The organism is Parafrankia discariae (genome assembly GCF_000373365.1).
In the GTDB taxonomy this organism is placed as follows: domain Bacteria; phylum Actinomycetota; class Actinomycetes; order Frankiales; family Frankiaceae; genus Parafrankia; species Parafrankia discariae.
This window is the reverse complement of sequence record NZ_KB891241.1, coordinates 305,233-324,743: the sequence shown is the minus strand read 5'-3', so window position 1 is coordinate 324,743 and position 19,511 is coordinate 305,233. Positions and strand designations below refer to the sequence as shown.

At 69.7% G+C, this 19,511-nt stretch carries 23 protein-coding genes, 1 tRNA gene and 1 pseudogene; 8 read left to right on the top strand and 17 right to left on the bottom strand.

The window, feature by feature from the left end; translation table 11 throughout:
- Positions 1-258 (top strand): annotated as a pseudogene (locus B056_RS41040) (IS630 family transposase); the annotation flags it as partial.
- Here B056_RS41040 and B056_RS0125790 read toward each other — a convergent pair.
- From B056_RS0125790 to B056_RS44750, 4 genes are all read right to left on the bottom strand, one after another.
- The gene (locus B056_RS0125790) at positions 183-2,189 is read right to left on the bottom strand and encodes a hypothetical protein (RefSeq protein ID WP_018504746.1); all 2,007 of its coding nucleotides are present in this window, start codon (positions 2,187-2,189) and stop codon (positions 183-185) included. The pseudogene B056_RS41040 and the gene B056_RS0125790 overlap by 76 nt on opposite strands.
- A 178-nt stretch (positions 2,190-2,367) precedes the next feature.
- Positions 2,368-2,559 (bottom strand): DUF2304 family protein, encoded by a 192-nt coding sequence (locus tag B056_RS0125785; protein WP_018504745.1) that lies wholly within the window; start codon positions 2,557-2,559, stop codon positions 2,368-2,370.
- Between the two features lie 61 nt (positions 2,560-2,620).
- Complete coding sequence (locus B056_RS37970; RefSeq protein WP_018504744.1) at positions 2,621-3,007, bottom strand: hypothetical protein; 387 nt, start codon at positions 3,005-3,007, stop codon at positions 2,621-2,623.
- A 165-nt stretch (positions 3,008-3,172) separates the two neighbouring features.
- Positions 3,173-3,364, bottom strand: coding sequence for a hypothetical protein (locus B056_RS44750; RefSeq protein ID WP_035752720.1), 192 nt, complete (start codon positions 3,362-3,364; stop codon positions 3,173-3,175).
- Between the two features lie 507 nt (positions 3,365-3,871).
- Between B056_RS44750 and B056_RS0125770 the strand changes: the two genes are divergently transcribed.
- The gene (locus B056_RS0125770) at positions 3,872-4,276 is read left to right on the top strand and encodes a hypothetical protein (protein WP_026240155.1); all 405 of its coding nucleotides are present in this window, start codon (positions 3,872-3,874) and stop codon (positions 4,274-4,276) included.
- 108 nt (positions 4,277-4,384) lie between these two features.
- Here B056_RS0125770 and B056_RS43080 read toward each other — a convergent pair whose 3' ends face one another.
- Together B056_RS43080 and B056_RS0125760 are read right to left on the bottom strand one after the other, a co-directional pair.
- Positions 4,385-4,627: a hypothetical protein gene (locus tag B056_RS43080; protein WP_026240154.1), complete on the bottom strand. Its 243-nt coding sequence runs from the start codon at positions 4,625-4,627 to the stop codon at positions 4,385-4,387.
- Entirely contained in the window at positions 4,624-4,830 is a 207-nt protein-coding gene (locus B056_RS0125760) for a hypothetical protein (protein WP_018504740.1), read from the bottom strand. The genes B056_RS43080 and B056_RS0125760 overlap by 4 nt, the downstream gene beginning before the upstream one ends.
- Positions 4,831-5,365: 535 nt before the next feature.
- Between B056_RS0125760 and B056_RS0125750 the strand changes: the two genes are divergently transcribed.
- The gene (locus tag B056_RS0125750; protein WP_018504738.1) at positions 5,366-5,596 is read left to right on the top strand and encodes a helix-turn-helix transcriptional regulator; all 231 of its coding nucleotides are present in this window, start codon (positions 5,366-5,368) and stop codon (positions 5,594-5,596) included.
- Positions 5,597-5,752: 156 nt separating this feature from the next.
- Here the strand turns inward: B056_RS0125750 and B056_RS37955 are convergent, their stop codons facing one another.
- The 5 genes from B056_RS37955 to B056_RS0125725 all read right to left on the bottom strand — a co-directional run bounded on the left by B056_RS37955 (position 5,753) and on the right by B056_RS0125725 (position 10,715).
- Positions 5,753-6,652, bottom strand: coding sequence for a glycosyltransferase family 2 protein (locus B056_RS37955; RefSeq protein WP_018504737.1), 900 nt, complete (start codon positions 6,650-6,652; stop codon positions 5,753-5,755).
- On the bottom strand, positions 6,645-7,133 hold the full coding sequence (locus B056_RS0125740; RefSeq protein WP_018504736.1) for a hypothetical protein: 489 nt from the start codon (positions 7,131-7,133) through the stop codon (positions 6,645-6,647). The genes B056_RS37955 and B056_RS0125740 overlap by 8 nt, the downstream gene beginning before the upstream one ends.
- A 77-nt stretch (positions 7,134-7,210) precedes the next feature.
- The gene (locus tag B056_RS0125735) at positions 7,211-9,019 is read right to left on the bottom strand and encodes a hypothetical protein (protein WP_026240152.1); all 1,809 of its coding nucleotides are present in this window, start codon (positions 9,017-9,019) and stop codon (positions 7,211-7,213) included.
- A 529-nt stretch (positions 9,020-9,548) separates the two neighbouring features.
- A tRNA-Ile gene (locus B056_RS0125730) sits at positions 9,549-9,625 on the bottom strand.
- A gap of 286 nt (positions 9,626-9,911) precedes the next feature.
- Positions 9,912-10,715, bottom strand: a complete 804-nt coding sequence (locus tag B056_RS0125725; protein ID WP_018504734.1) for an alpha/beta fold hydrolase — start codon at positions 10,713-10,715, stop codon at positions 9,912-9,914.
- Positions 10,716-10,970: 255 nt separating this feature from the next.
- Between B056_RS0125725 and B056_RS0125720 the strand changes: the two genes are divergently transcribed.
- The 4 genes from B056_RS0125720 (at position 10,971) to B056_RS0125705 (ending at position 13,330) form a co-directional block, all read left to right on the top strand.
- On the top strand, positions 10,971-11,570 hold the full coding sequence (locus B056_RS0125720; protein ID WP_018504733.1) for a fluoride efflux transporter FluC: 600 nt from the start codon (positions 10,971-10,973) through the stop codon (positions 11,568-11,570).
- The gene (gene crcB / locus B056_RS0125715; RefSeq protein WP_018504732.1) at positions 11,567-11,938 is read left to right on the top strand and encodes a fluoride efflux transporter CrcB; all 372 of its coding nucleotides are present in this window, start codon (positions 11,567-11,569) and stop codon (positions 11,936-11,938) included. Before B056_RS0125720 ends, crcB begins: the two co-directional genes overlap by 4 nt.
- A 118-nt stretch (positions 11,939-12,056) precedes the next feature.
- The gene (locus B056_RS0125710; RefSeq protein ID WP_018504731.1) at positions 12,057-12,881 is read left to right on the top strand and encodes a carboxymuconolactone decarboxylase family protein; all 825 of its coding nucleotides are present in this window, start codon (positions 12,057-12,059) and stop codon (positions 12,879-12,881) included.
- The gene (locus B056_RS0125705) at positions 12,878-13,330 is read left to right on the top strand and encodes a pyridoxamine 5'-phosphate oxidase family protein (protein ID WP_026240151.1); all 453 of its coding nucleotides are present in this window, start codon (positions 12,878-12,880) and stop codon (positions 13,328-13,330) included. The genes B056_RS0125710 and B056_RS0125705 overlap by 4 nt, the downstream gene beginning before the upstream one ends.
- A gap of 53 nt (positions 13,331-13,383) precedes the next feature.
- On the opposite strand, the gene B056_RS0125700 is transcribed toward B056_RS0125705, so the two are convergent.
- From B056_RS0125700 to B056_RS0125680, 5 genes are all read right to left on the bottom strand, one after another.
- Positions 13,384-13,806 carry a TOBE domain-containing protein gene (locus tag B056_RS0125700; protein ID WP_026240150.1) on the bottom strand — a complete coding sequence of 141 codons (423 nt, stop codon included), beginning with the start codon at positions 13,804-13,806 and terminating at the stop codon, positions 13,384-13,386.
- A gap of 196 nt (positions 13,807-14,002) precedes the next feature.
- On the bottom strand, positions 14,003-14,761 hold the full coding sequence (locus tag B056_RS0125695; protein ID WP_018504728.1) for a MerR family transcriptional regulator: 759 nt from the start codon (positions 14,759-14,761) through the stop codon (positions 14,003-14,005).
- A 12-nt stretch (positions 14,762-14,773) separates the two neighbouring features.
- Positions 14,774-15,589 (bottom strand): ABC transporter permease, encoded by an 816-nt coding sequence (locus B056_RS0125690; RefSeq protein WP_018504727.1) that lies wholly within the window; start codon positions 15,587-15,589, stop codon positions 14,774-14,776.
- Positions 15,586-16,578, bottom strand: a complete 993-nt coding sequence (locus tag B056_RS0125685; RefSeq protein ID WP_018504726.1) for an ABC transporter ATP-binding protein — start codon at positions 16,576-16,578, stop codon at positions 15,586-15,588. The genes B056_RS0125690 and B056_RS0125685 overlap by 4 nt, the downstream gene beginning before the upstream one ends.
- Positions 16,579-16,668: 90 nt before the next feature.
- Positions 16,669-16,971 carry a helix-turn-helix transcriptional regulator gene (locus tag B056_RS0125680; RefSeq protein WP_018504725.1) on the bottom strand — a complete coding sequence of 101 codons (303 nt, stop codon included), beginning with the start codon at positions 16,969-16,971 and terminating at the stop codon, positions 16,669-16,671.
- 66 nt (positions 16,972-17,037) lie between these two features.
- Here B056_RS0125680 and map point away from each other — a divergent pair, with 66 nt between their 5' ends.
- Positions 17,038-17,829, top strand: a complete 792-nt coding sequence (gene map, locus B056_RS0125675; protein WP_018504724.1) for a type I methionyl aminopeptidase — start codon at positions 17,038-17,040, stop codon at positions 17,827-17,829.
- A 154-nt stretch (positions 17,830-17,983) separates the two neighbouring features.
- On the opposite strand, the gene mdoC is transcribed toward map, so the two are convergent.
- Positions 17,984-19,252: a glucans biosynthesis protein MdoC gene (mdoC, locus tag B056_RS37950; protein ID WP_018504723.1), complete on the bottom strand. Its 1,269-nt coding sequence runs from the start codon at positions 19,250-19,252 to the stop codon at positions 17,984-17,986.
- Positions 19,253-19,511: the final 259 nt, after the last annotated feature.

Genomic DNA, 19,511 nt, shown 5'->3' with positions numbered 1-19,511 from the left:
TCGACCCGGGTCGATGGGCGGGTCGGGGTGTGGGCGGCGGCGAACAACGTCGAGATCGCCTACACCCCGACCAACAGTTCATGGCTGAACCGGATCGAGGCCCAGTTCACCGCCCTGCGCTACTTCGCGCTCGACGGCACCGACCACCGCAACCACCGGGCCCAGGCATCGATGATCCGCCGCTACCTCGGCTGGCGGAACCGCCACGCCGCGGACAAGAAACTCCGCACCATCGTCGCCAAGGCGAACGTTGCCTGATGCGGCACTAGCTCCCCCGCTGCAATGCCCGCAAGCGTGCCCGCTTCGATGCGGACGGCGCGTACCCGGTCGGCGATCTTGTCGGCGGTGGGGGTATCGATGTAGGCGGCGCGGACGATAGTCGGATCGTCGGTCGCGCCCACCAGATAGCCGATTCCCTTGTCGGTGGGTCGCAGGGTGGTGGCGCGGACGCCGTTCTTGTACATCGACGTGCCAAGGATCATGTCGTTTTCGACCTGGCCCATGACCCGCAGGCAGAACCGCACCGAGACGCTGGACGACACCCCGGTCGGGAGGCTGTTCGCGTCCGGGCGCTGGGTCGCCAGGACGAGCACGACGCCGAGGGCCCGTCCGAGCTTGATGACGTCGGTGGCCAGGATGCCTGCTTCCTCCCCGTACACCGGGTGGGTGAACAGGTTCTGGCACTCGTCGAAGAACGCAACCAGCAGATGCAGCCCGAGGGAGCGGCGGTTGGCCAGTGCGCGGGTGACCTTGCCGTCCGGGCACAGGTCCTTCGGGAGGTTCTTCAACGCCGCCGCCCGGCGGATGACTTCGGCCCGCAGGTCCCGCAACGCGACCAGGGCCGCTTCGATGCTGGGATCGTCGATGCCGGTGACGTAGCGGTGGGCGAACTTCTCGGCGGCGTCCAGGTCGCCGGTGCCCTTGAGGTTGAACACCCACGTCTCGCACGTCGGGTCCAACCCGCAGGCAAGCAGCAGCACCCGCACCGCCGAGGTCTTCCCCGCACCGGGCAGGGAGCCCACGAGGATGTTGTTCTCCGGCAGGCTCACCGTGACCGGCCGTCCCCGGGCGTCCGACCCGAACGGCAGCGGCGCGAACACGTCCGCGGTGCCGCGCCGTGCCAACGGCCACTCGGCGGCGGGAGCGGCGGACATGTCCTCGTCCCCCACCCACAGCACGAGCCGACCGGCGTGCGCGTCGTGGACCGCTTCGGGCCACACGCACCCCAGCGGACGCCGCAGACCCGACGCGAGACGTTCCCGCCGGTCCAGGATGTCGGACACGGTCACCCCGTAGGGAAGGTCGACGTCCGCGCGCCATCCGGGCCCGTCACGGGTGATCGGCGCGGGAAACGTGATGCCGCCGCCTTCCCGCCGCGCCTTGTTGATCTCAGCGATCCCGAGAGACTCCAAAGCACGGACGACGATGTCCGCGGTCAACCGACTGACCTTCGTCGGGGTGACCGCCGGTCCGACCAGCGGCCGGTCCGCCGGAGCACCGACGAACCCCAGCACACCGACCGCTACCGTGATCAGAAGCAGGTGGACGGCCGGCGGGGTGCCCGTCCAGACGAGGACGAGCGTCACGAGTGCGGGCAGGCCAATCCCGAGGGTGGTCAGAGTACGGACGCGGACCCGGCTGTCACGGACCTTGGCGAGTTTGAGGTACTCGGCCCCGTCCTGGCGCCCGATCGCCGCAGCGCGGACAGGGCGGGTCTCCGCGTCGGTCATCCACACCACGAGCCCCGTCACCACGCGGGAGAGCCCACGGGGCGCGCGGCAGACGAGCCGACCGGCGTACACCGGCAGACGAAGCGCGTGGAACAGCACCGTGTGGACGCAGTATCCGACCAGCCACCGGACCGCCGCCCGCACCGTCGACCACGAACGCATCCACGGCGGGACGAGTGCACGACGCCGCCCGGACCGGGCAAGAGCCCACGGACTCGGCGGCGGCGCGGGCGGATCGACCGGGACACCGGTCACGACCACCCGCTCGGAACGAGCACCGTCGGCCGGTCGGGGCGTGGCGGCAAGCTCGCGGACGATCTGCGCGGGTGTCGCCGGGAGCCGCTCCGGCCCGGCCGGGACGAGGTCAGCCCGTGCGGCGCGGATGTCGGGCACCCAACCGCCGTGACCGGATGGCGGATCGCCGGAATCGGCGTGCGCCGGTGGGATGTTTTCGGGCATGAGAAGACCTCCCTGTGATGTCGATGATCCGGGGCGCGGTCACCCGATGAACAGGGCAACCGCGCCCCGGGTAGACGAGAGTTGATTCCTTCGCTGCTCGGTCGTGCTTCTCTGCGGCAGCGTTATTCGGCGGCTCTAGCAACAGGTGCCAGTGGCCGATGGTCTAACTTCTGCTGTCCTAGGCTCCGATGGTCGAAACGATTCCGAGGATCTGGCCGATGATGTCGGAGATCGTCGGGGCGAGTTTCGAGGAAGCCAGGTAGAAGCCCAGCACGATGCACAGCAGCGCGGACGACAGCGACAGCCGGTAGGAACGGACGAGAACAACGACCGCGAACAACAGGAGAACGATGATAGAGATGCTGACCATGATGGCCGTGAGCCCCTTCCCGATACGGGTGGCGCCTAAATGATGGGTAGTTCGGCCGCGGCTACTCGGTGTTCTCGGTAACCACCTCGTCCGCGCTGCCGCCGAACACGGTGACGCTGTCGTCGGCCCCGTCGGTGTCGTCGCTGATCTGCTCGACACCGGCGAACGTGGCCCACTGGTTGTAGGCGTCGTGCCACGCCTTCCGCGTCACCTCGTGGTAGCTCCCCAGCACGGAGAAGACGACGTTCAACGTCGCCCGAAGCACCTCGTCCGCAGTGTCCAGCCACAGCAGATGCAGCACCGATGACGCGGTGTAGCCGTCCATGTGAACGGCGTAGGCCCGGTCGGCGCGGTTCGCCAGGTCCGCCAACAGCAGCTCCCCGGCACCCGGAACGGACGAGCCGGACTCGCCGATACCACCGGACAGGGGCAGGTCAGATGTGGTCACGTCAACACACCTTTCAGAGAAAACGAAATTCGGAGAATGGAGGGATCAGAAGAACGGCGAGACGAGCCCCGGAGCACACACGTCACCTCACGTCGCGGGCAGACTCGCCAACGAATCTGGGTTACAGAGGATGCTGGTTTTCGGCGCACAGGACTGCGGAAGTGGTCACCCGCGTAGGCGATGCACACCCCACACCACGAGGATCACCAGGAAACCGACGATGAGGAACGGCACCATCGTCGGCAGGACGTGGACCACGAACCACTGAAATCCCGTCGCGACCAGGACGAGGAACATGGTCCCCACCATCCACCAGGTGAACGGCCAGAGCGGGCGGCGGTCACGACAGCGGCACACGGAATCTCCCCTATACCTCGGTGGACGACACCCGAAGCGGCGAGGCTTGCACTGTTGCCGGTGGGCGTCGGCCCGCGGTTTTCGGTCGCTCTCCGCGGACGTTTCCTATAGTCCGGTCACCGGCTGTTGGCATTCGCCGGTGAATCTGCCGGATCTCCGCTGACTTTTGAGGCGTGACCGCCGGAGACTGAGAGATGAATGCGTCCGGAACGACGGTAGGACTGCTGGCGGACTGCTGGGACTCTGCTGAAACCGCAGGTCCACGGCCTGCCGGCACGCGGACCGGCACTCGGCCGAAGCACCGGCAGGACAGCGACACCGAACGCCCTAGAACGCCACTGTCGGAGGCAAACGACAGCAAACGCCACACGAGACGGGCAAACCTGGCATACTCAGATGCTGTCCCGGACGGAACACGTCCCCCGGCAAGGTCCGGGACACCCGCCACAGAGAGGAGGCGAACCGACGGGGGACGCCGAGGGGTCACATGGCCCCTGTCGCGACGCGATGACTACTCCGCCCGTTGACTTCGAGGTACTCCGGTCCGCACTGCGCGCCACCATGCGCCACGGTGCACGGGCCCGGTCGCTGCTGGAACGCATGTCCCTGGTCGACCTGCTCAACCCGGCAGCCCCCGGCGACGGGCGCCCCGACGCGCAACGGGCACTCGAAACCGCCAGCCTGATCACCGACGCCGTCCGGTCCCTGGACCCGCCGATGGACCGCGCCATGCTGATCATGCTGTGTCTCGCCCCGGGCACCTCCGGCCTGACACTGTCGGCACGGCGCAGGCACGCCGCCGAACTGCTCGACATCCAACCGGTGACCTTCCGGTCCGAACAGCGCTACGAGCCCGCGTTCGTCACCGAACTCGCGCTCACCCTGTACGGACAGCTCACCGGCTGCACCTAACCGGCACCGCCGGTCCGACCCCCGGGTCGGGCCCCTAACGCACGATCGGTCCCCACCTGGGTCAGGTGGGGACCGATCTGGTTGCGGTAAGCGGTGAACGTCTGAAGGTCAGATCCGCCCGCCTGCGATCCGCGCCGGCAGAAGCTGGTACCTCTCGATGCCCTGCTGGTCGGCCCACTGCCGCGCGGCCGTCTCACTCCCGAACGGACTCACGATCTCCACTGGCACGCCCGCCCCGTCGACCACGAGAAGACCCACGAGCAGCGGACGCCGCCCGCACGACCCCGGGGCCCGTCGCCGGGCCGCCGGTAGACGGTGGGCGGCGGCGGGAAACACCACGTGCGCGCTCACCGCACGATCTCCAACGACGCCAACGCCATGGCGACGTCGGCGGCCTTGAGCTTCCCGCCGCAGGCAACCTTCTGCGCGATCGCGAACAGGTACGCGGCGGCGTAGGTGTCGCTGTAGGCGCCCCGCGCGGCCAACGTCGCCCGTGCTTCGGACATCTGCACCCCCGTCGGCCGGATCGCGGCCGGGATCAACGTCAGGTTCACCGCACACCCCCAGACGGGCCCTCAGCGACGACGGATGGGCTGATCTCGTCCAGACGCGGCACCCCCACGCCGCCGTGCGCTTCGTGGACACGGAATCGCAGTTCACTACCCGAACCCGTCCCGGTCAGGGCGACTGCCGCGTCAAGGAACTCGCACGCGATCGGCAGACTCCGCAACACCGTCGCCAGACTCGCCGGGTGCACACCGGCCGGCACGTCGACCACGACGCACCGGAACGGCCCCGTTCCCGTCTCGCGGACCGTCGCTTGTGGGATGGATGCGCCGGCGGCGGGCGCGCCGCCGGCGGACCTACCGCTCAGAGCGGTAACTGACAGACTCTCGGACACGGTGTTGACCTCCGTGGGGTCGATGCCGAGGGCCGGTCTCGGTGGTGACACACCGGACCGGCCCGACCTGTTCCTGACGCACCGCGCGTCGGGTACGACGCGCGGTCACTCAGGCACCGTAGCGTGTAAGAGGATGCGAAGGAAGAGCTCGAACTACGGATCCGGATCCGCAACCAGGATGCGGATCCGTGGCCAGCAGCGACGGACCTGAGGTCAGACCGGCAACCCCCGCCGACCTGATCGGCTTCGGCGAGCTTCGCGCCCTGCTGGGCGTCGCGCGCTCGCGGGCGCACACCATCTCTCGCGACCGCGACTTCCCGGCACCCTGGTACACCGGCGAGAAGGAACGGCTGTGGCTCCGCGTCGACATCGAAGCGTGGATGGACCGGAACCGCCCCGGATGGCGCGGCGACTCGTGACCGCCGCACCGATCCGGTTCGCGTGACTACGGAAGACTGATGCGCCGTTACGTGGGAGTCGCCCGGACGCGGCAGTCATTCAACTGCGCCGGCACCCCACGATGCCGTTACGGCGACCAACCCACCAGCACCAAGAGCCAGAAAAGTGATCACGCGTCAAGCGGTACCACCCCACGACAGCAAGGCATTTATCGCTTCCCGAAGAAGCATCTGCTCGAACTCTGCGACATCTTCACCGTCGGGCCGATAGGTTGCCATCCTGTGCTGGGTTCCAGTGAACCAAGAGTTCAGCAACTCGATACTTTCGGAACTCAGGCGACCTTTGGCGACCCCGTGCGCCACGATCGCGTCGAACTCCTGGCGGAGTAGTTCCGGCTTCGGGCGTTGCGGGTTTACCCAGTCGTCCACCGGGACGGGGCGAACGCGGGCGGCGGCGTCGTTCCACGCGAGGTTCAACGTCATGTCGACGGTGAATTCGTCGGGTAGCTCGGTGGGCCACAGGTCGCGGACGGCGGCACGCTGGCCTGACCAGGGGGTGGTTCCGACCTTGGGGAGCATCTCAGGAAAGATGCGACCGGCGAGGGGTGCAAAGAAGCCGTAAAGCCACATCTGCGGGTAGAGGGGGCGCCAATAAAGGTCGGCTATGGTTGCGTCGACCGTCCCTGTGGCAATCGGCCGGATGAGGGTGGCCGCGATCGGCTCAGGCCCGAAGTACCGGAAGTCGCCGTCCACGGTCGCCACGATTGCGCCGGTGGCCGCGGACAGTGCTGCTTTGATCGCGTTCCCTTTCCCTTTCCCGGCTTCGACCACGCGCGCACCGGCCACACGGGCGATGTTCGCGGTATCGTCGGTGCACGCACTCGCCGCGACGATGACTTCACCGTCGACCCCTAGGATTTCGATGGCGCGGTGGGCTTCACCGATGACCTCGGCGATGGTCTCGGCTTCGTTGTGGGCGGGAATGCAGATGCTCACCGGCCCGGTGCGGTCGGTGAGGGAGCGATGCCCGACCAGGGGCAGGCCAAGGGCCGGATCGATGAACGGCTCGTCAGCCAAGGAATGCCCCTTGCCACAGGGGGTTGCGGTCCCGGTGCGGTCCGATGATGAGTTCCTCGTGGGGGTCGAGCGGGATCAACCGCGGGTCGGACCACGCGGCCTGCACATCGGCCGGTGGTGTCGGATCGGTCCAGAGCCCATCTTCGACCGTCGGGCCGGTACGGGTGCCCGCCCGTCCGAGGATGAGAAGCCGGACGGTGTACTCGCACCCCTCGGGAAGTGACCCGCCGGCGCTGCCCTCGGCACCGATGGTGGCAAGGTGGCCGCGGACGCGGCCAATCCACGCGGCGTGGTCCGCTTGGGCGGCGGCGTACCGGTCGGGCGCGCCGCCGAGGTCGCTGGGAGGGTCGTAGAGCAGGATGCGCCGGAAGCGGAAGCCGGCACCTTCCTTGAGCGCGCGGCGGAACAGCACGAGGTCGACGTCATCGCGGACCTGTTGGTGGGGCGGGTCGGTGAGCCACGCGGTGGAGACCTGCACCATCCACACAGTTCCCGCACTCGACACCGTGGGCAAGCCGCGTCGCCACCGGTCCACCGGATCGGGCCCGGGCCCGGTGCTCATCGGAGCACCGCTTCGACGATGCCCAGCAGTTCGTGTTGCTGTGCTGCCCGGTCCCCGAGCTGTGCGGCGTTCCGGGGTGACCAGGTGAGCATGACCGGTTCCGCGGGCCCGTCAGAGGTGAGCGCGAAGCGGGCAAGTTGCAGTGCTCCGGCAACCAGCGGCTCCGGCAGACGCTCGACGAAGTCACGGGCGTCACCGGCCCGGCTCATCTGGAGGCAGCAGAGCGCCGCGAGAGTCGTAGCGGCCGGGCGGGCGTCCGGCCCGTAGAGGTCAAGCGTGCCGGGATGGCCGGACGCGGTGATCGCGGTGTGCACCGTGCGCCACAGCGAACGTCGGGTCGGGAACTGGGACAGGGCGGTGGAGAGCCAGTCCAGCGCGCTGTCCGCGTCGGGCAGGCAGCCATAGGTGGCGAACATCGTGACCTGCGATCGCAGATAGCGCCGATCGGTGGAGAACGCCGGATCCTGTTCGAAGCCGGCCGGTGGGGTGAAGCGGGTGTTACGCAGGCCAGCGATGACGGTTGCGCACAGTTCCAGGGCGATCGTCGGGAGCCCCCCGCACGCCGCGACGACCTCGGCGGCACGTCCGTCGCTGGTGTGGTGCGGACGTGCACCGTCGGCACCGATTCGCCGTTCGATCTCGGTGAAGATGCAGTCGTCGTTCCAGTAGTTGCCATAGAACTTCTCGCCGGTGATGACCTCGGCGAGTACGTACAGGCCGCTGCCGACCCACGATCCGCCGAACTCGCACATGGACCACAGCCACACCAGCACCGCGGCCGGGTCGCTCAGCCCGTAGGGCCACGGGTCCTCTCCCTGCCGGTAGAACCCCGGTGGGTCGGGATCGACGAACTGAACGATCCGCAACCGCCCGCGGGCAACCGATGAGATCACCTGCCGGGCGCTGACGTCGTCGGGACGTTCCTGGAGTCGCTCGTGCGCGGCTTGTTGAAGCCAGCCGATCACCCGGCATACCTGGCCCAGGGTGACCGCGGATTCGACTTCGCTGACATGTTCCCCCGGTGCCGCCCCGGCACCGGTCAGCTCGGTGAGCCGGTAGCTCGAATGCAACGCCCCGTCGATCAGGTGCGGGAGTGCGACGCGCGCCGCGTCGCCGGTCAGGTCGTGGTACAGCACCGCGCGTCCGACCCGTTCGATCAGATACGTGAGCAGGGCGAGTCGCCACCGGGCCACCTCGGCACGTTCGTCGTCCCGTGCCTGCCGTGCCACCTCCGTCATGCGCTGGCCCAATGCCGAGACGTCCGCGCTGTCGATCGCGGTCTCCACCGCGCTCAGGAAGCCAGCCAACGCGTGGGCCCGGTCGACCTGCACCGGACGGCCGGACCGCGCGGCACGCCGGAGATCTTCGGACACCAGCCGGGCAAGGAACTGCTGTCGGCTCTCACCCGCCAGCACCCGTAGAAGTGCCTGCAACGAGTCGATCCCCAGGGCGAGTTGCGCGACCACGAGCCCAACGCCGAGGTCAGCGAGAAAGCCGCCCCGACCGGTGATATCCGCCGCCGCGGGCAGCAGCACGGAGAACGTTCCTGCCGTCAGCCACAGCACCAGGCCGGTCTCTTCGACCAGGTCAAGGAACGATGGCCACACCGTCTCCGGATCGGCGCTGACCGCGAACACGATCGTCTGCGCCGTCAGCAACGTCGTGAACAGGCCCAACCCGAGCTGCCACAGGACACCGGCCTTGTCCGCGGACACCGACGCTCCGGCGGCCCACAACCCGATCGACGCGGCGGCAGCGACCACCACCACCAGAAGACGAAGCGCGAGCTTGCGACCCGTCGACACCGTCCCCCCGCCGCACGCTTGGCTCCGCTCGTGGCCAAGTGTTCCATGCGTGGTCCTTTGACATACCCGGAAAGTCACACATGGGACGAACCAGCCTGCGCCCGGCGCATCGTGGCGGTGCGGCCGGTCAGGACGCAGCGACAGGGCGCGTAGGCGTTGGTGCGCACGCAGAGTTATCGAGGACGAGTGGGTTCACGGCGCGTGTGGAGCATCGAGCAAGACTTTGACGGATGCACTCCGTGTCCAGCGGGTGCCAGCCTCGGACGGCGGTTGACGTTGACGGGGCATCCTGTGCCCGGCGTCGAACGCGGGCGCGGCGGCGCGGGGTGGGAGCCCGACACACACCTTCGCCAATGTGACTTGGGCCACAATTCATCGCGAGAAAAGGGTGGGAATGCAGAACTTTGATCAAGGTCGATGACTGACCACAAACGCCATCAAGATCTTCTCAAAGTACGGGGTAAGTACGGGATGACCTTGCTCGGACGACAGCCTGGATGACTCGAAAATGGCCGTCTACCTGCGGGTTTGGTGGGGCGGGTGGGGCTCGAACCCACGACCGACGGATTATGAGTCCGCTGCTCTAACCGGCTGAGCTACCGCCCCGGAGGGGCACGCCACCTGCCCTCGACCGGGGCGCATCCCGGGTAAGCATATCCGGGTGATCGTGCTGCGGCAGCGCGAGCGGATCCGGCGATCTCCGGCGGATCACCCTCGGCAGCCCTCGCCGCGGCCTACCCGTGCTTCCCGTCGGGTGGACCCCACCGGCAGCGGCCCGCGGCCCAGGGCGGGGCGACCGCGCCCGGCCTGGCGCCGGATGGGCGCTGTCGCCGGACGGGGCCACATTCACGGGACCGTTTCGAGCACTGTGCGCCGCCACCGGCCCGGATGGTCACGGGTTCGGGCCAGCCAGGAAGTCGATGACGTCGGGGAACGCTCGGGGGTCCTGGACGAAGAAGGTGTGGCCGCCGTCGTAGAGCCGCAGGGTGGCGGTCGGGATGCGGCTGGCGATCGCCTCGCCGTTGGCGACGGGGGCGATCCCGTCGTAGCGGCCGCTCGCGACCAGGGTCGGGCAGGTGATCGCGCCGAGCCGGTCGAACACGTCGTGGTGTCGGCGGGCCTCGAGCTGCGCGGCCTCCCCGCGTCGCTGTTCGTCGGTGCGCGGGATCGACGTCCTGCCGGCCATGCCGTTTACCGTCATCCGGTCGGCGGGATGCGACGCCAGCCATTCGGGGGTGAAGCGGGAGTCGAGCAGTCGCGGTGCCAGCGCCGCGCGTTCAGCGGGGTCGAGCCCTCCGAGTTCGTGGAGCGGGTAGGACGATCCGCCGTCGCCGCCGGGCGACGTGCACAGCAGGGCCAGCCGTTCGACGCGCTCCGGCCAGGTGACCGCCAGTTCCTGGGCGACCATCCCGCCGAAGCTGATGCCGATCATCCGGCAGCGTTCCCAGCCGACCTGGTCGAGGAGGCTGGCGGCGTCCGCGGCGTAGTCGGCCATCGAGTAGGGGCCGGGGGGTACCGCGGTCGCGCCCAGGCCGCGCTGGTCGTGGGCGAGCAGGTCGAAATGTTCGGCGAACGGGGCGAGGAGCCGTCCCGTCGTCGCCAGGGTGGTGCCGGAGCCGTTCAGGTAGAGCAGGGCCGGGCCGGTGCCGCGGCGCTCGTAGTAGATCTCGATTCCGTTGGCTGTCACCGTGGGCATCGGCTCTCCCCTGCTTCGCCGCCCTCGGTGTCTCCGGCGGATGTACTCCCAACGTGATCTGGTCAGCCCGGCTCGGTCAATACGATCCCGCCGGTGCGTCCCGCCGGTGCGATCCGGCCAGTGCGTATCGTGGAAGACTCGGGGTGAGTCAGCCCGGCCGGCGGTGGGGCCCGCCGTCCCCGCGCCTGGGGAGAACCGCGACAGCGTCGCCAACGGTCCCTGCCAGTTGCTGTTTCCGCTGGTAGGAGGCCCGCCGTGTCCGATCCCGCCGACCTTCCGGAACGCCTGGAGATCGATGCGTCCCGGCCCGTCGTTCAGCCCCTTGGCCAGCCCGTCGTTCCGGCTGGCGGGGCGTCCGGAACCGTGGCTCGGCGCCCCGTCGACCCGGACGTCGATCTTTCCGATCCCGCGGAGCGGGCGGAGCTGCGGCCGAGTCCCTGGCCGGTGCTCGCCGCCATCGCGGCCGGCGGGGGGCTCGGCGCGCTCGCCCGGCATGGCCTGGTTGTGGCCTTCCCGCACGAGGCGGGCGGCTTCGACCGGGCCACGTTCGCGATCAACACGTCCGGCTGCCTGCTCATCGGCGTGCTCATGGAGCTGGTCGGCAGCGTCTGGGCCGGGCGCCGGCTGGTCCGGCCGTTTCTCGGCGTGGGCGTGCTCGGCGGCTACACCACGTTCTCCGCCTATGTCGTGGACGTCGAACGGGCCGTCGACGCGGGCGCGCCCGGCACCGCGCTTCTGTTCCTCTTCGGGTCCCTGGCCGCGGCGCTCATCGCGGTCGCCGTCGGTTCAGTTCTCACCGAGCGGCTGCTGCGCTCCCATGACCGCTCCCATGACCGCGCCCGTGGTGGACGGTGACGGTCCTGCTGGTCGCGCTCGGCGCGGCGGTCGGGGCGCCGCTGCGCTACCTCACCGACCGGGCGGTCCAGAGCCGGCACAGCTCGGTCTTCCCGTGGGGGACCCTGACCGTGAACACCGTCGGGTCCCTGCTGCTCGGGTTCCTGGTCGGCCTGCCGGCGTCGTCCGAGGTACTGTCCGTCGCCGGTACGGGGCTGTGTGGCGCGCTGACGACCTACTCGACGTTCAGCTACGAAACACTGCGGCTGGCCGGGAACGGGACCCGTCGCCAGGCCGTCGCCAACGTCGTCGTGAGCCTGGCCGTGGGTCTCGCGGCCGCCTTCGCCGGGGTCGCGCTCGGGCGGGCGATCGGCGGGCCCGCGGGCTGACCCGGCTCGGGCTCGGGCCGGAGCGGCGATTCTGGACCCGGGAAAATCGCCTGCCTTAGATTGCAGTCGACCGATGAAGCGCGGTCCGGAAGAGCGGTCCGGAAGAGCGGAGCCGTCCATGGCAACGGAAGGCACCGCGGACGCGGCGCACCGGACCGGCGTGGCCGAGCGCACGTTCCGGGAGGTCATGGCGACCGAGGCGCCGCCGGCGCTGACCCCGTTCGAGGCGGCGGCGCGGGATTTCGTCTTCGGTGAGGTGTGGCGCCGGCCGGGGCTGAGCCGGCGGGACCGGCGGTGGGTGACGCTGACCTGCGTCGCGGCGGCCGACGCGCCCGGTCCCATCGACGCGCACGTCTACGGCGCGCTGAGCAGCGGTGACATCGAGATCGCGGCGATGCTCGAGTTCGTCCTGCATTTCGCGGTCTACTGCGGCTGGCCGAAGGCGTCGCACCTTGAGGGGGTCGTCGGCCGGCAGTGGGCGCGGGTCCAGCGGGAGCGCGGCGAGGAGCCGACGGGCTGGCCCCCGCTGGACGTCCCCTCGTTCGCGACCGACGACTGGAACGCGCGGCTGGAGGGCGGCCGGGCCGAGTTCGCCGACGTGAATCTGATGCCGGCGCCACCCGCGGACACGCCGTACCGCCAGGCCGGGATCCTGGGTTTCGTGTTCGGTCAGGTCTGGCGGCGGCCCGGCCTCACCCGCCGGGAGCGGCGGATCATCACCGTCGCCTGCGTCGGGATCGACGACTCCCCCATGCCGCTGCGGACGCATGTCGCCCTGGCGGCGCGCTCCGGTGACCTCACCGGCGCGGAGCTGGACGAGATCGTGCTGCACTTCTCCGTCTACTACGGTTTCGCCAAGGGCGAGGCCCTCAACGAGGCCCTCGGTGAGGCGGCGGCCACCGCCGACGCCGCGGGAAGTTCACACCTGGAGGGGAACCGATGAGAGATCAGCGTCGAGGTCGCAAGATCGCCATGAGCCCGGCCGAGGTCGACGCGTTCCTCGCCGAGGAGCGGACCTGCCGGGTCGCGACGAGCAGCGCGGACGGGCCGCATCTGACACCCCTGTGGTTCGCCTGGGACGGGCAGGCGCTGTGGCTCAACTCGATCGTCAGGAGCCAGCGTTGGACCGATCTCGGGCGCGACCCGCGGGTGGCGATCGTCGTGGACGCCGGGCACGAGTTCACCGAGCTGCGCGGGGTGGAGATCCGGGGCCGGGCCGAGAGCGTCGGCGAGGCGCCCCGGGTCGGCACCCCGGACCCCGTCCTGACCACGCCGGAGCTGATCTACGCCCGCAAGTACGGTGGCCGCGACGAGATGCACTACGACGGCCGGCACGCCTGGCTGCGGGTGACCCCGGAGAAGATCACAAGCTGGGACTTCCGCAAGATGTGAGTCGCGGGTGGGTCAGAAGCGCGGGTGGGCCCACGAGTGGGCCCGCGGGTGGGTCAGAGCGCGGAGAAGGCCACCTCGGTTGACTTGATCAACGCGGTCACGGGCAGGCCCGGGGCGAGCTTGAGCTCGTCGGCGGCGGCGCGGGTGATCGCCGCGGTCAGTTCGAGGTCCGTACCGAGATCGATGCGGACGAGCGCCATCGCGCCGCCGGTGTCGATCCCGACCAGTGTCCCGCCCAGCTGGTTGCGGATGGTCAGACCCGCCGTCGCCCCCGTGGCGAGGGAGACGTCCGTCGACTTGACCAGCACCTCGACCGCCGAGCCGATGCCGATGCCGACCTCCTTGATGGCGTCCATGGTGACGGCCGAGGTCAGGATGTCGCCGTTCGCGAGCGCGATGCGGACAGTGCCCATGACCGCACCAATCGTGATATCAGCGACGGTGCCAGCGAGCCGATTACGGATGCTCAGGGTCATGGCTGGACATTAACGGCGTCCTGTTGCGGGCTGGTTGCGCCAGGCCGCGCGCGCCTTCCTCACCTGCCCGTTCGGGCCGCCGGAGGGTGGTCAGGGTTCACCCAGACCGGCGCGGCGAGCGTGGAGGATGGCCGCCGCGGTGGCCCGGGGCGGTTCTCCAGCCTCGGGCCACCGGAGCCCCCGAGGCGGCGGGCGGCTACGCCGGGCGGATCCGCTCGAACTTGGTCCAGCCGCGCCAGCCGCGCTCCTCGAGCCGTCCCAGGAGCTGCCGGGCGATCGGCACCGAGTCGAGGAAGACGGAGTCGAGGAGCTCCGCGAGCTCGTCGGGCATCTCGTTCTCCCACTCCTCGGTGTCGGCGGCCTCGAGAGAGGCGACGAGCCGGTCGCTCACGGCCGCCAGCCGCGGGTCGTCCACCTCCCAGTCGATCATCATGGCGAGATCGCGGTAGAGCTCGACGACTGCCGGATCGTCGAGCTCCTGCTGCTTCATCTTCATGTAGAGCGGCATGTGCTCCGGGAGCCGGGCGGCCACCAGGATCCAGGCGTCCCGCTCGCCCCCGATCATCGGGCCCGGTAGTCCGAGCTCGCGCAGCCGGTCGAGGTACGCCACCGCCTCGGGTGGCAGCGCCAGGCTGTCGCCGGCGGCCAGCTGCGCGATCCGCTCGCGGTGCCGCTGCCGCTGCCTGATCTCCGCGCGCAGGCGCCGGTCGATGTCGGCGACGGCGACGGCGAACTCCTCCTCGCCCGCGGCCAGCAGCTCGCGGACCCGCGCGAGCGGCACGCCGGCGTCGGCGAGCGTACGGATCTTGATGAGCTCGACGACGGCGTGGGCGTCATAGCGCCGGTAGCCGGAGCGGTCGCGCTCCGGTTCCGGCAGGAGGCCCTTGGCGTGGTAGTGCCGCACCGCGCGCACGGTGACGCCCGCGTACGACGCCAGCTGGCTGATCGTCAGCACCGCACCAGTCTCCTATTTCGCGGGCACGCGGAGGAACAGCCGGCGCGACCACAGGTAGCCGAGCAGCGCGATGAGGACGCACCAGCCGATCGCGAGCCACCGGTCGGAGTCCGTCGGAGCGCCCGTGACGAGCGCGCGCAGGGTGTCGATCATCGGGGTGAACGGCTGGTGCTCCGCGAACTGGCGCAGCCCGGCCGGCATCGCGTCGGTCGGCACGAAGCCGCTGCTGACGAACGGCAGAATCATCAGGAACAGCGGGGTGTTGCTGGCCGTCTCGACGCTGTCCGCCGCCAGGCCCAGGCCGACGCTCAGCCAGGTGAGCGAGAACGCGATGAGGATCAGCAGCCCGATCGCGCCGAGCCAGCCGAGCGGACCGGCGTCGGAACGGAACCCGAGCAGGAACGCGAACGCCGTCACGATCACCACGGCGAGGCCGGTTCTGATGACGGCGCCCAGCACGTGGCCGGTGAGCACCGACACCCGGGCGATGTTCATCGTGCGGAACCGGGCGATGATCCCGGTGCTCATGTCGGTCGCGGTCGAGATCGCGGTGCCGAGCGCCACGCTGGCGACGGTCATGAACAGGATGCCCGGCGTGATGAACACGAGATAGTCGCCGCGGTCTCCTCCGGCGGCCCGGCTCGGCTGGGCGCCCGCCTGGCCCGGCAGGCCGGCGCCCAGCGTCCCGCCGAACACGTACACGAACAGCAGCAGGAACAGGATCGGCTGCGCGACCAGCATGATCGACAGCGAGGGGTAGCGGCGGACGTGCCGCAGGTTGCGCCGCAACATCGTCGTGGAGTCGCGGAAGGTGTAGGTGGTGCTCACGCGGAGACCTCCTCGGCCGCCGGAGACTCGGCCGCGGGCGACTCGGCCGCCGGAGACTCGGCCGCGTTGCCGGTGAGGGCGAGGAACACGTCGTCGAGGTGGGCGGAGGCGACCGTCAGACCGGCGACGCCGTCGGCGAGACCGTCGAGGCTGTCGAGCACGCGGCGCAGCCCGGCGATGCTGCCGTCGCCCGGCACCTGCAGGGTGAGCGCCTCGGCGTCGGAGGTGGCCTCCGGGTGTGCCGCCGCTGCCGCGGCCAGCCACGCGGCGTCGGTGAACCGCACCGAGACGTGCCCGCCGGGCACCCGCCGCTTCAGCTCCGCCGCCGTGCCCTCGGCGACCAGCCGGCCACGGTCGAGGACCCCGATCCGGTCGGCCAACTGGTCGGCCTCCTCGAGATACTGCGTCGTCAGCAGCACCGTCACGCCGTCGGCGACCTGCTCGCGCACGATCGCCCACAGGTCGCGACGGCTACGCGGGTCGAGACCGGCCGTCGGCTCGTCGAGGAAGATCAGCCGGGGGCGGGCGATGAGCGTCATCGCCAGATCCAGCCGCCGTTTCATCCCGCCCGAGTAGGTCTGCGCCCGCCGGTCGGCCGCGTCGACGAGGTCGAAGCGCTCCAGCATCCCGGTCACGGCGGTGGTCACCCTCGCCCGGTCCAGGTGCGCCAGGTCGGCCATCAGCCGCAGGTTCTCGCGGCCGGTGAGCAGCTCGTCGATCGCCGAGAACTGCCCGGTGACACCGATCGTCGCGCGCACCCCGGCGGGCTCGCGTCGCACGTCGAAGCCGGCGACGCGGATCTCGCCGTCGCCCGGGGTCAGCAAGGTGGACAGGATGTTGACGATGGTCGTCTTGCCGGCGCCGTTGGGTCCGAGCAGCGCGTAGACGGTGCCCTCCGGGACGGTCAGGTCGACGCCGTCCAGCACGGTGTGGTCGCCGAAGGACTTGGTGAGCCCGGCGACCTCGATCGCGGGGTTGGTAGCGGTCACCCCGCCATGCTGGAAGCCTGACGCAGGGTCAAGGTCAAGCCGCGGTCCGCGAAGACTTTCGGGAAACTCGGGAAACTCGAGGCGCGAGACTCACGAGGCCAACCGCTCCCGTGGGTTGCGACCCGATCCCGCGTGTCCGGTCTCGCCGTCAGGCTTGTTGATCTCGGCCCACACCTCGTCGAGGGAAAGGCCGAGGACATCGGCGATCGCCGCGATGGTCGGGAAGGCCGGGGTGGCCACGCGACCGGACTCGATCTTCCGAAGGGTTTCCGGTGACACGCCCGCGTCCAGCGCGGTGTCGAGCATCGAGCGCTGCCCCCTGGCTCGCCGCAGGAGGGCGCCGAGGCGCCGCCCACGCTCGACCTCTGCCGGAGTGAGCGGCAACCTGACCATGACTCCAATTATAGTACCGGTATAATATGGACGGTATAGTTATTGGCAACGCGAGAAGGGCGCCGCATGATCGAAATCCTGGACGCCGCCAAACTCGCCCAGGCGAGGGACACCGGCGCCCTGGTCGCCGACATCCTGCGGACGCTGGAGAGCCGCAGCAGGGTCGGCACGAGCCTCCTGGACATCGATCGGTGGACCAAGACCATGATCGTCGAGGCTGGGGCGCAGTCCTGCTACGTCGACTACGAGCCGTCCTTCGGACGCGGGCCGTTCGGCCATTACATCTGCACGGCCGTCAACGACGCCGTGCTCCACGGGCTGCCCCACGACTACCCGCTCGCCGACGGCGACCTGCTGACGCTCGACCTCGCCGTCGCCAAGGACGGGGTCGCCGCGGACTCCGCCATCAGCTTCATCGTGGGCGACTCACAGCCCCCGGAGAGCGTCGCGATGATCGACGCGACCGAACGCGCGCTGTACGCGGGGATAGCCGCCGCCGGGCCCGGAGCTCGCATCGGTGACATCTCCCATGCCATCGGCTCCGTCCTCAGCGAGGCCGGGTACCCGATCAACACCGAGTTCGGAGGTCACGGCATCGGATCGACGATGCACCAGGACCCGCACGTCTCGAACACCGGACGGCCCGGCCGTGGCTACCGACTGCGCCCCGGTCTGCTGCTGGCCCTGGAACCGTGGGTGATGGCGGACACCGCCGAGCTCGTCATCGACGCCGACGGCTGGACCCTGCGCAGCGCGACCGGCTGCCGGACGGCACACAGCGAGCACACGATCGCCATCACCGACGACGGAGCCGAGATCCTCACCCTGCCGAAGCAGATGCTGCCGGAGATCGGATGACCGGTCGGCCGATCTCCGGCCATGGTCATCGTCTGTCGTCCGTCATCGACGGCGTTCGCCGACTCGGCCCGGTACCGCCCGACGGGCCGCGCCTGACGCTCCGACGTCCCGCCTTCACCGACCGGATCAGCCGGGCGGCCGCGGGCCCCGGTGGTCACCGAATCCGGAGCGGCCTCGTGGGCGCTCCGGCCATCGGGGGGAGTGTGGGACCACCGGCTCCAGTGGTCACCCTGTGCAGCGGGATCGTGGGCGCTCCGGACATGGTCAAGGCGGCGGCGGGGGCGGGGGTCCCGGCGGAGGGCTGGTGGACGCCGGGCGCCCGCCGAGACCCACGCGTTCTGATCGGGAACTTCCCGTTGAAGATTCCGCGCAGGACCCGGGAACGCAGGATGACGAAATGATGAATCGCGAACGTCACACCGAACGTCAGGGAGGTGACAAGGAGCATCTGCGGCCACCTGACCTCGGAGTCGAACCCCAGCAGAGTCGCGATCACATAGATCCAGAAGTAGTGGAACAGATAGACCGTGTAGGACGCGTCCGCCAGGTACCTGATGACGGGCCGCTGCCGGGTGATGAGCCGGCCCGCCAGGGCGAAGAGCGTGGCGGTGAGCGCGATGGTGAACACCGTCTCGCAGAGCAGCCTGCCGTTGTTGGAGGCCAGCACGCCGACCCATCCCCGCGAACCCGCCAACAGCCCCGACGCGGACACGGCGAGCAGCACCGGCGCGGGTCGCTGGAAGGACGGCAGAAGCCGGTCCCGCCCCAGGTACAGGAGCACGCCGAGGAGGAAGAACGGGAGGTACTCCATCGTCTGCTCGACCGGGTAGTCGAGGGCCGTCCCGGCGAAGATCGGGTCCAGCAGGGCCTTGTGCGTGCCGCGGACGACGACGACCCCCGCCACGGCCAGGAAGATGATCGTGGCCATGGCCGGTAGCCGCCCGGTGGTCGCCCGCCGGAAGAGGGAGAGCGAGGCCAGGCGGGTCAGCATGAACACCGCGGCGGGCGTGATCAGCGCGTAGGGGATGAGCACGACCAGGAACCACAGGTGCAGGTGCCAGCGCAGCTCACCCGCCGGGTCGGCGATGGTCCGCCCGTGCAGATAGTCCAGGAACGAGACGTCCGGGTCGTTGTGGAAGTTGTAGCTCAGCCAGATGGCGACCGGGTTGAGCAGCAGCCCCGTGCACAGCAGCGGGATTCCCACGCTGGCGAGGCGGCGGCGCACGGTACGGCTCGGCCCGTACTTTCCGACCAGCATCGCGGAGAGGAACCCGGAGATGAGGAAGAAGTCCTCCATCCGGAAGAGGCCGGAGGCGTACGCGATCCCGTCGAAAAACGGGTCCCGCCCGAGCGACGAGGCATGGACGAAGACGCCGACCAGCATGAAGGTGCCGCGCAACGCGTCCATGTAGTGGTAATGCACGGCTGACGCCGGCACCTTTCGATCTCGCACAGTTCCCCCACCAAAGCCGAGTCTTTCCGGCTGCCCCTGTCAACGGCCCCCGTCGGACGAATCCGTCACGCCGACGGCGCGGAGGTAGGGTACTACCCCGTAAGGGACTCCTACCAGTTTTTCATGACATGCTATGCGTGCGGACGCAAAACCGCAGGCCATGGCCTATCTCATGAAGGTGGCAGCGGGTGCCCTTCCCCGCGGGGAGTGGGGGCCACCCGGCCGCGAT

Coding starts and splice junctions, on each gene's coding strand:
- B056_RS0125790 (WP_018504746.1), bottom strand. CDS start 2,189: ATGCCCGAAAACATCCCACCGGCGCACGCCGATTCCGGCGATCCGCCA.
- B056_RS0125785 (WP_018504745.1), bottom strand. CDS start 2,559: ATGGTCAGCATCTCTATCATCGTTCTCCTGTTGTTCGCGGTCGTTGTT.
- B056_RS0125770 (WP_026240155.1), top strand. CDS start 3,872: ATGACTACTCCGCCCGTTGACTTCGAGGTACTCCGGTCCGCACTGCGC.
- B056_RS0125740 (WP_018504736.1), bottom strand. CDS start 7,133: ATGGTGCAGGTCTCCACCGCGTGGCTCACCGACCCGCCCCACCAACAG.
- B056_RS0125725 (WP_018504734.1), bottom strand. CDS start 10,715: ATGCCCACGGTGACAGCCAACGGAATCGAGATCTACTACGAGCGCCGC.
- B056_RS0125710 (WP_018504731.1), top strand. CDS start 12,057: ATGGCAACGGAAGGCACCGCGGACGCGGCGCACCGGACCGGCGTGGCC.
- B056_RS0125705 (WP_026240151.1), top strand. CDS start 12,878: ATGAGAGATCAGCGTCGAGGTCGCAAGATCGCCATGAGCCCGGCCGAG.
- B056_RS0125700 (WP_026240150.1), bottom strand. CDS start 13,806: ATGACCCTGAGCATCCGTAATCGGCTCGCTGGCACCGTCGCTGATATC.
- B056_RS0125680 (WP_018504725.1), bottom strand. CDS start 16,971: ATGGTCAGGTTGCCGCTCACTCCGGCAGAGGTCGAGCGTGGGCGGCGC.
- map (WP_018504724.1), top strand. CDS start 17,038: ATGATCGAAATCCTGGACGCCGCCAAACTCGCCCAGGCGAGGGACACC.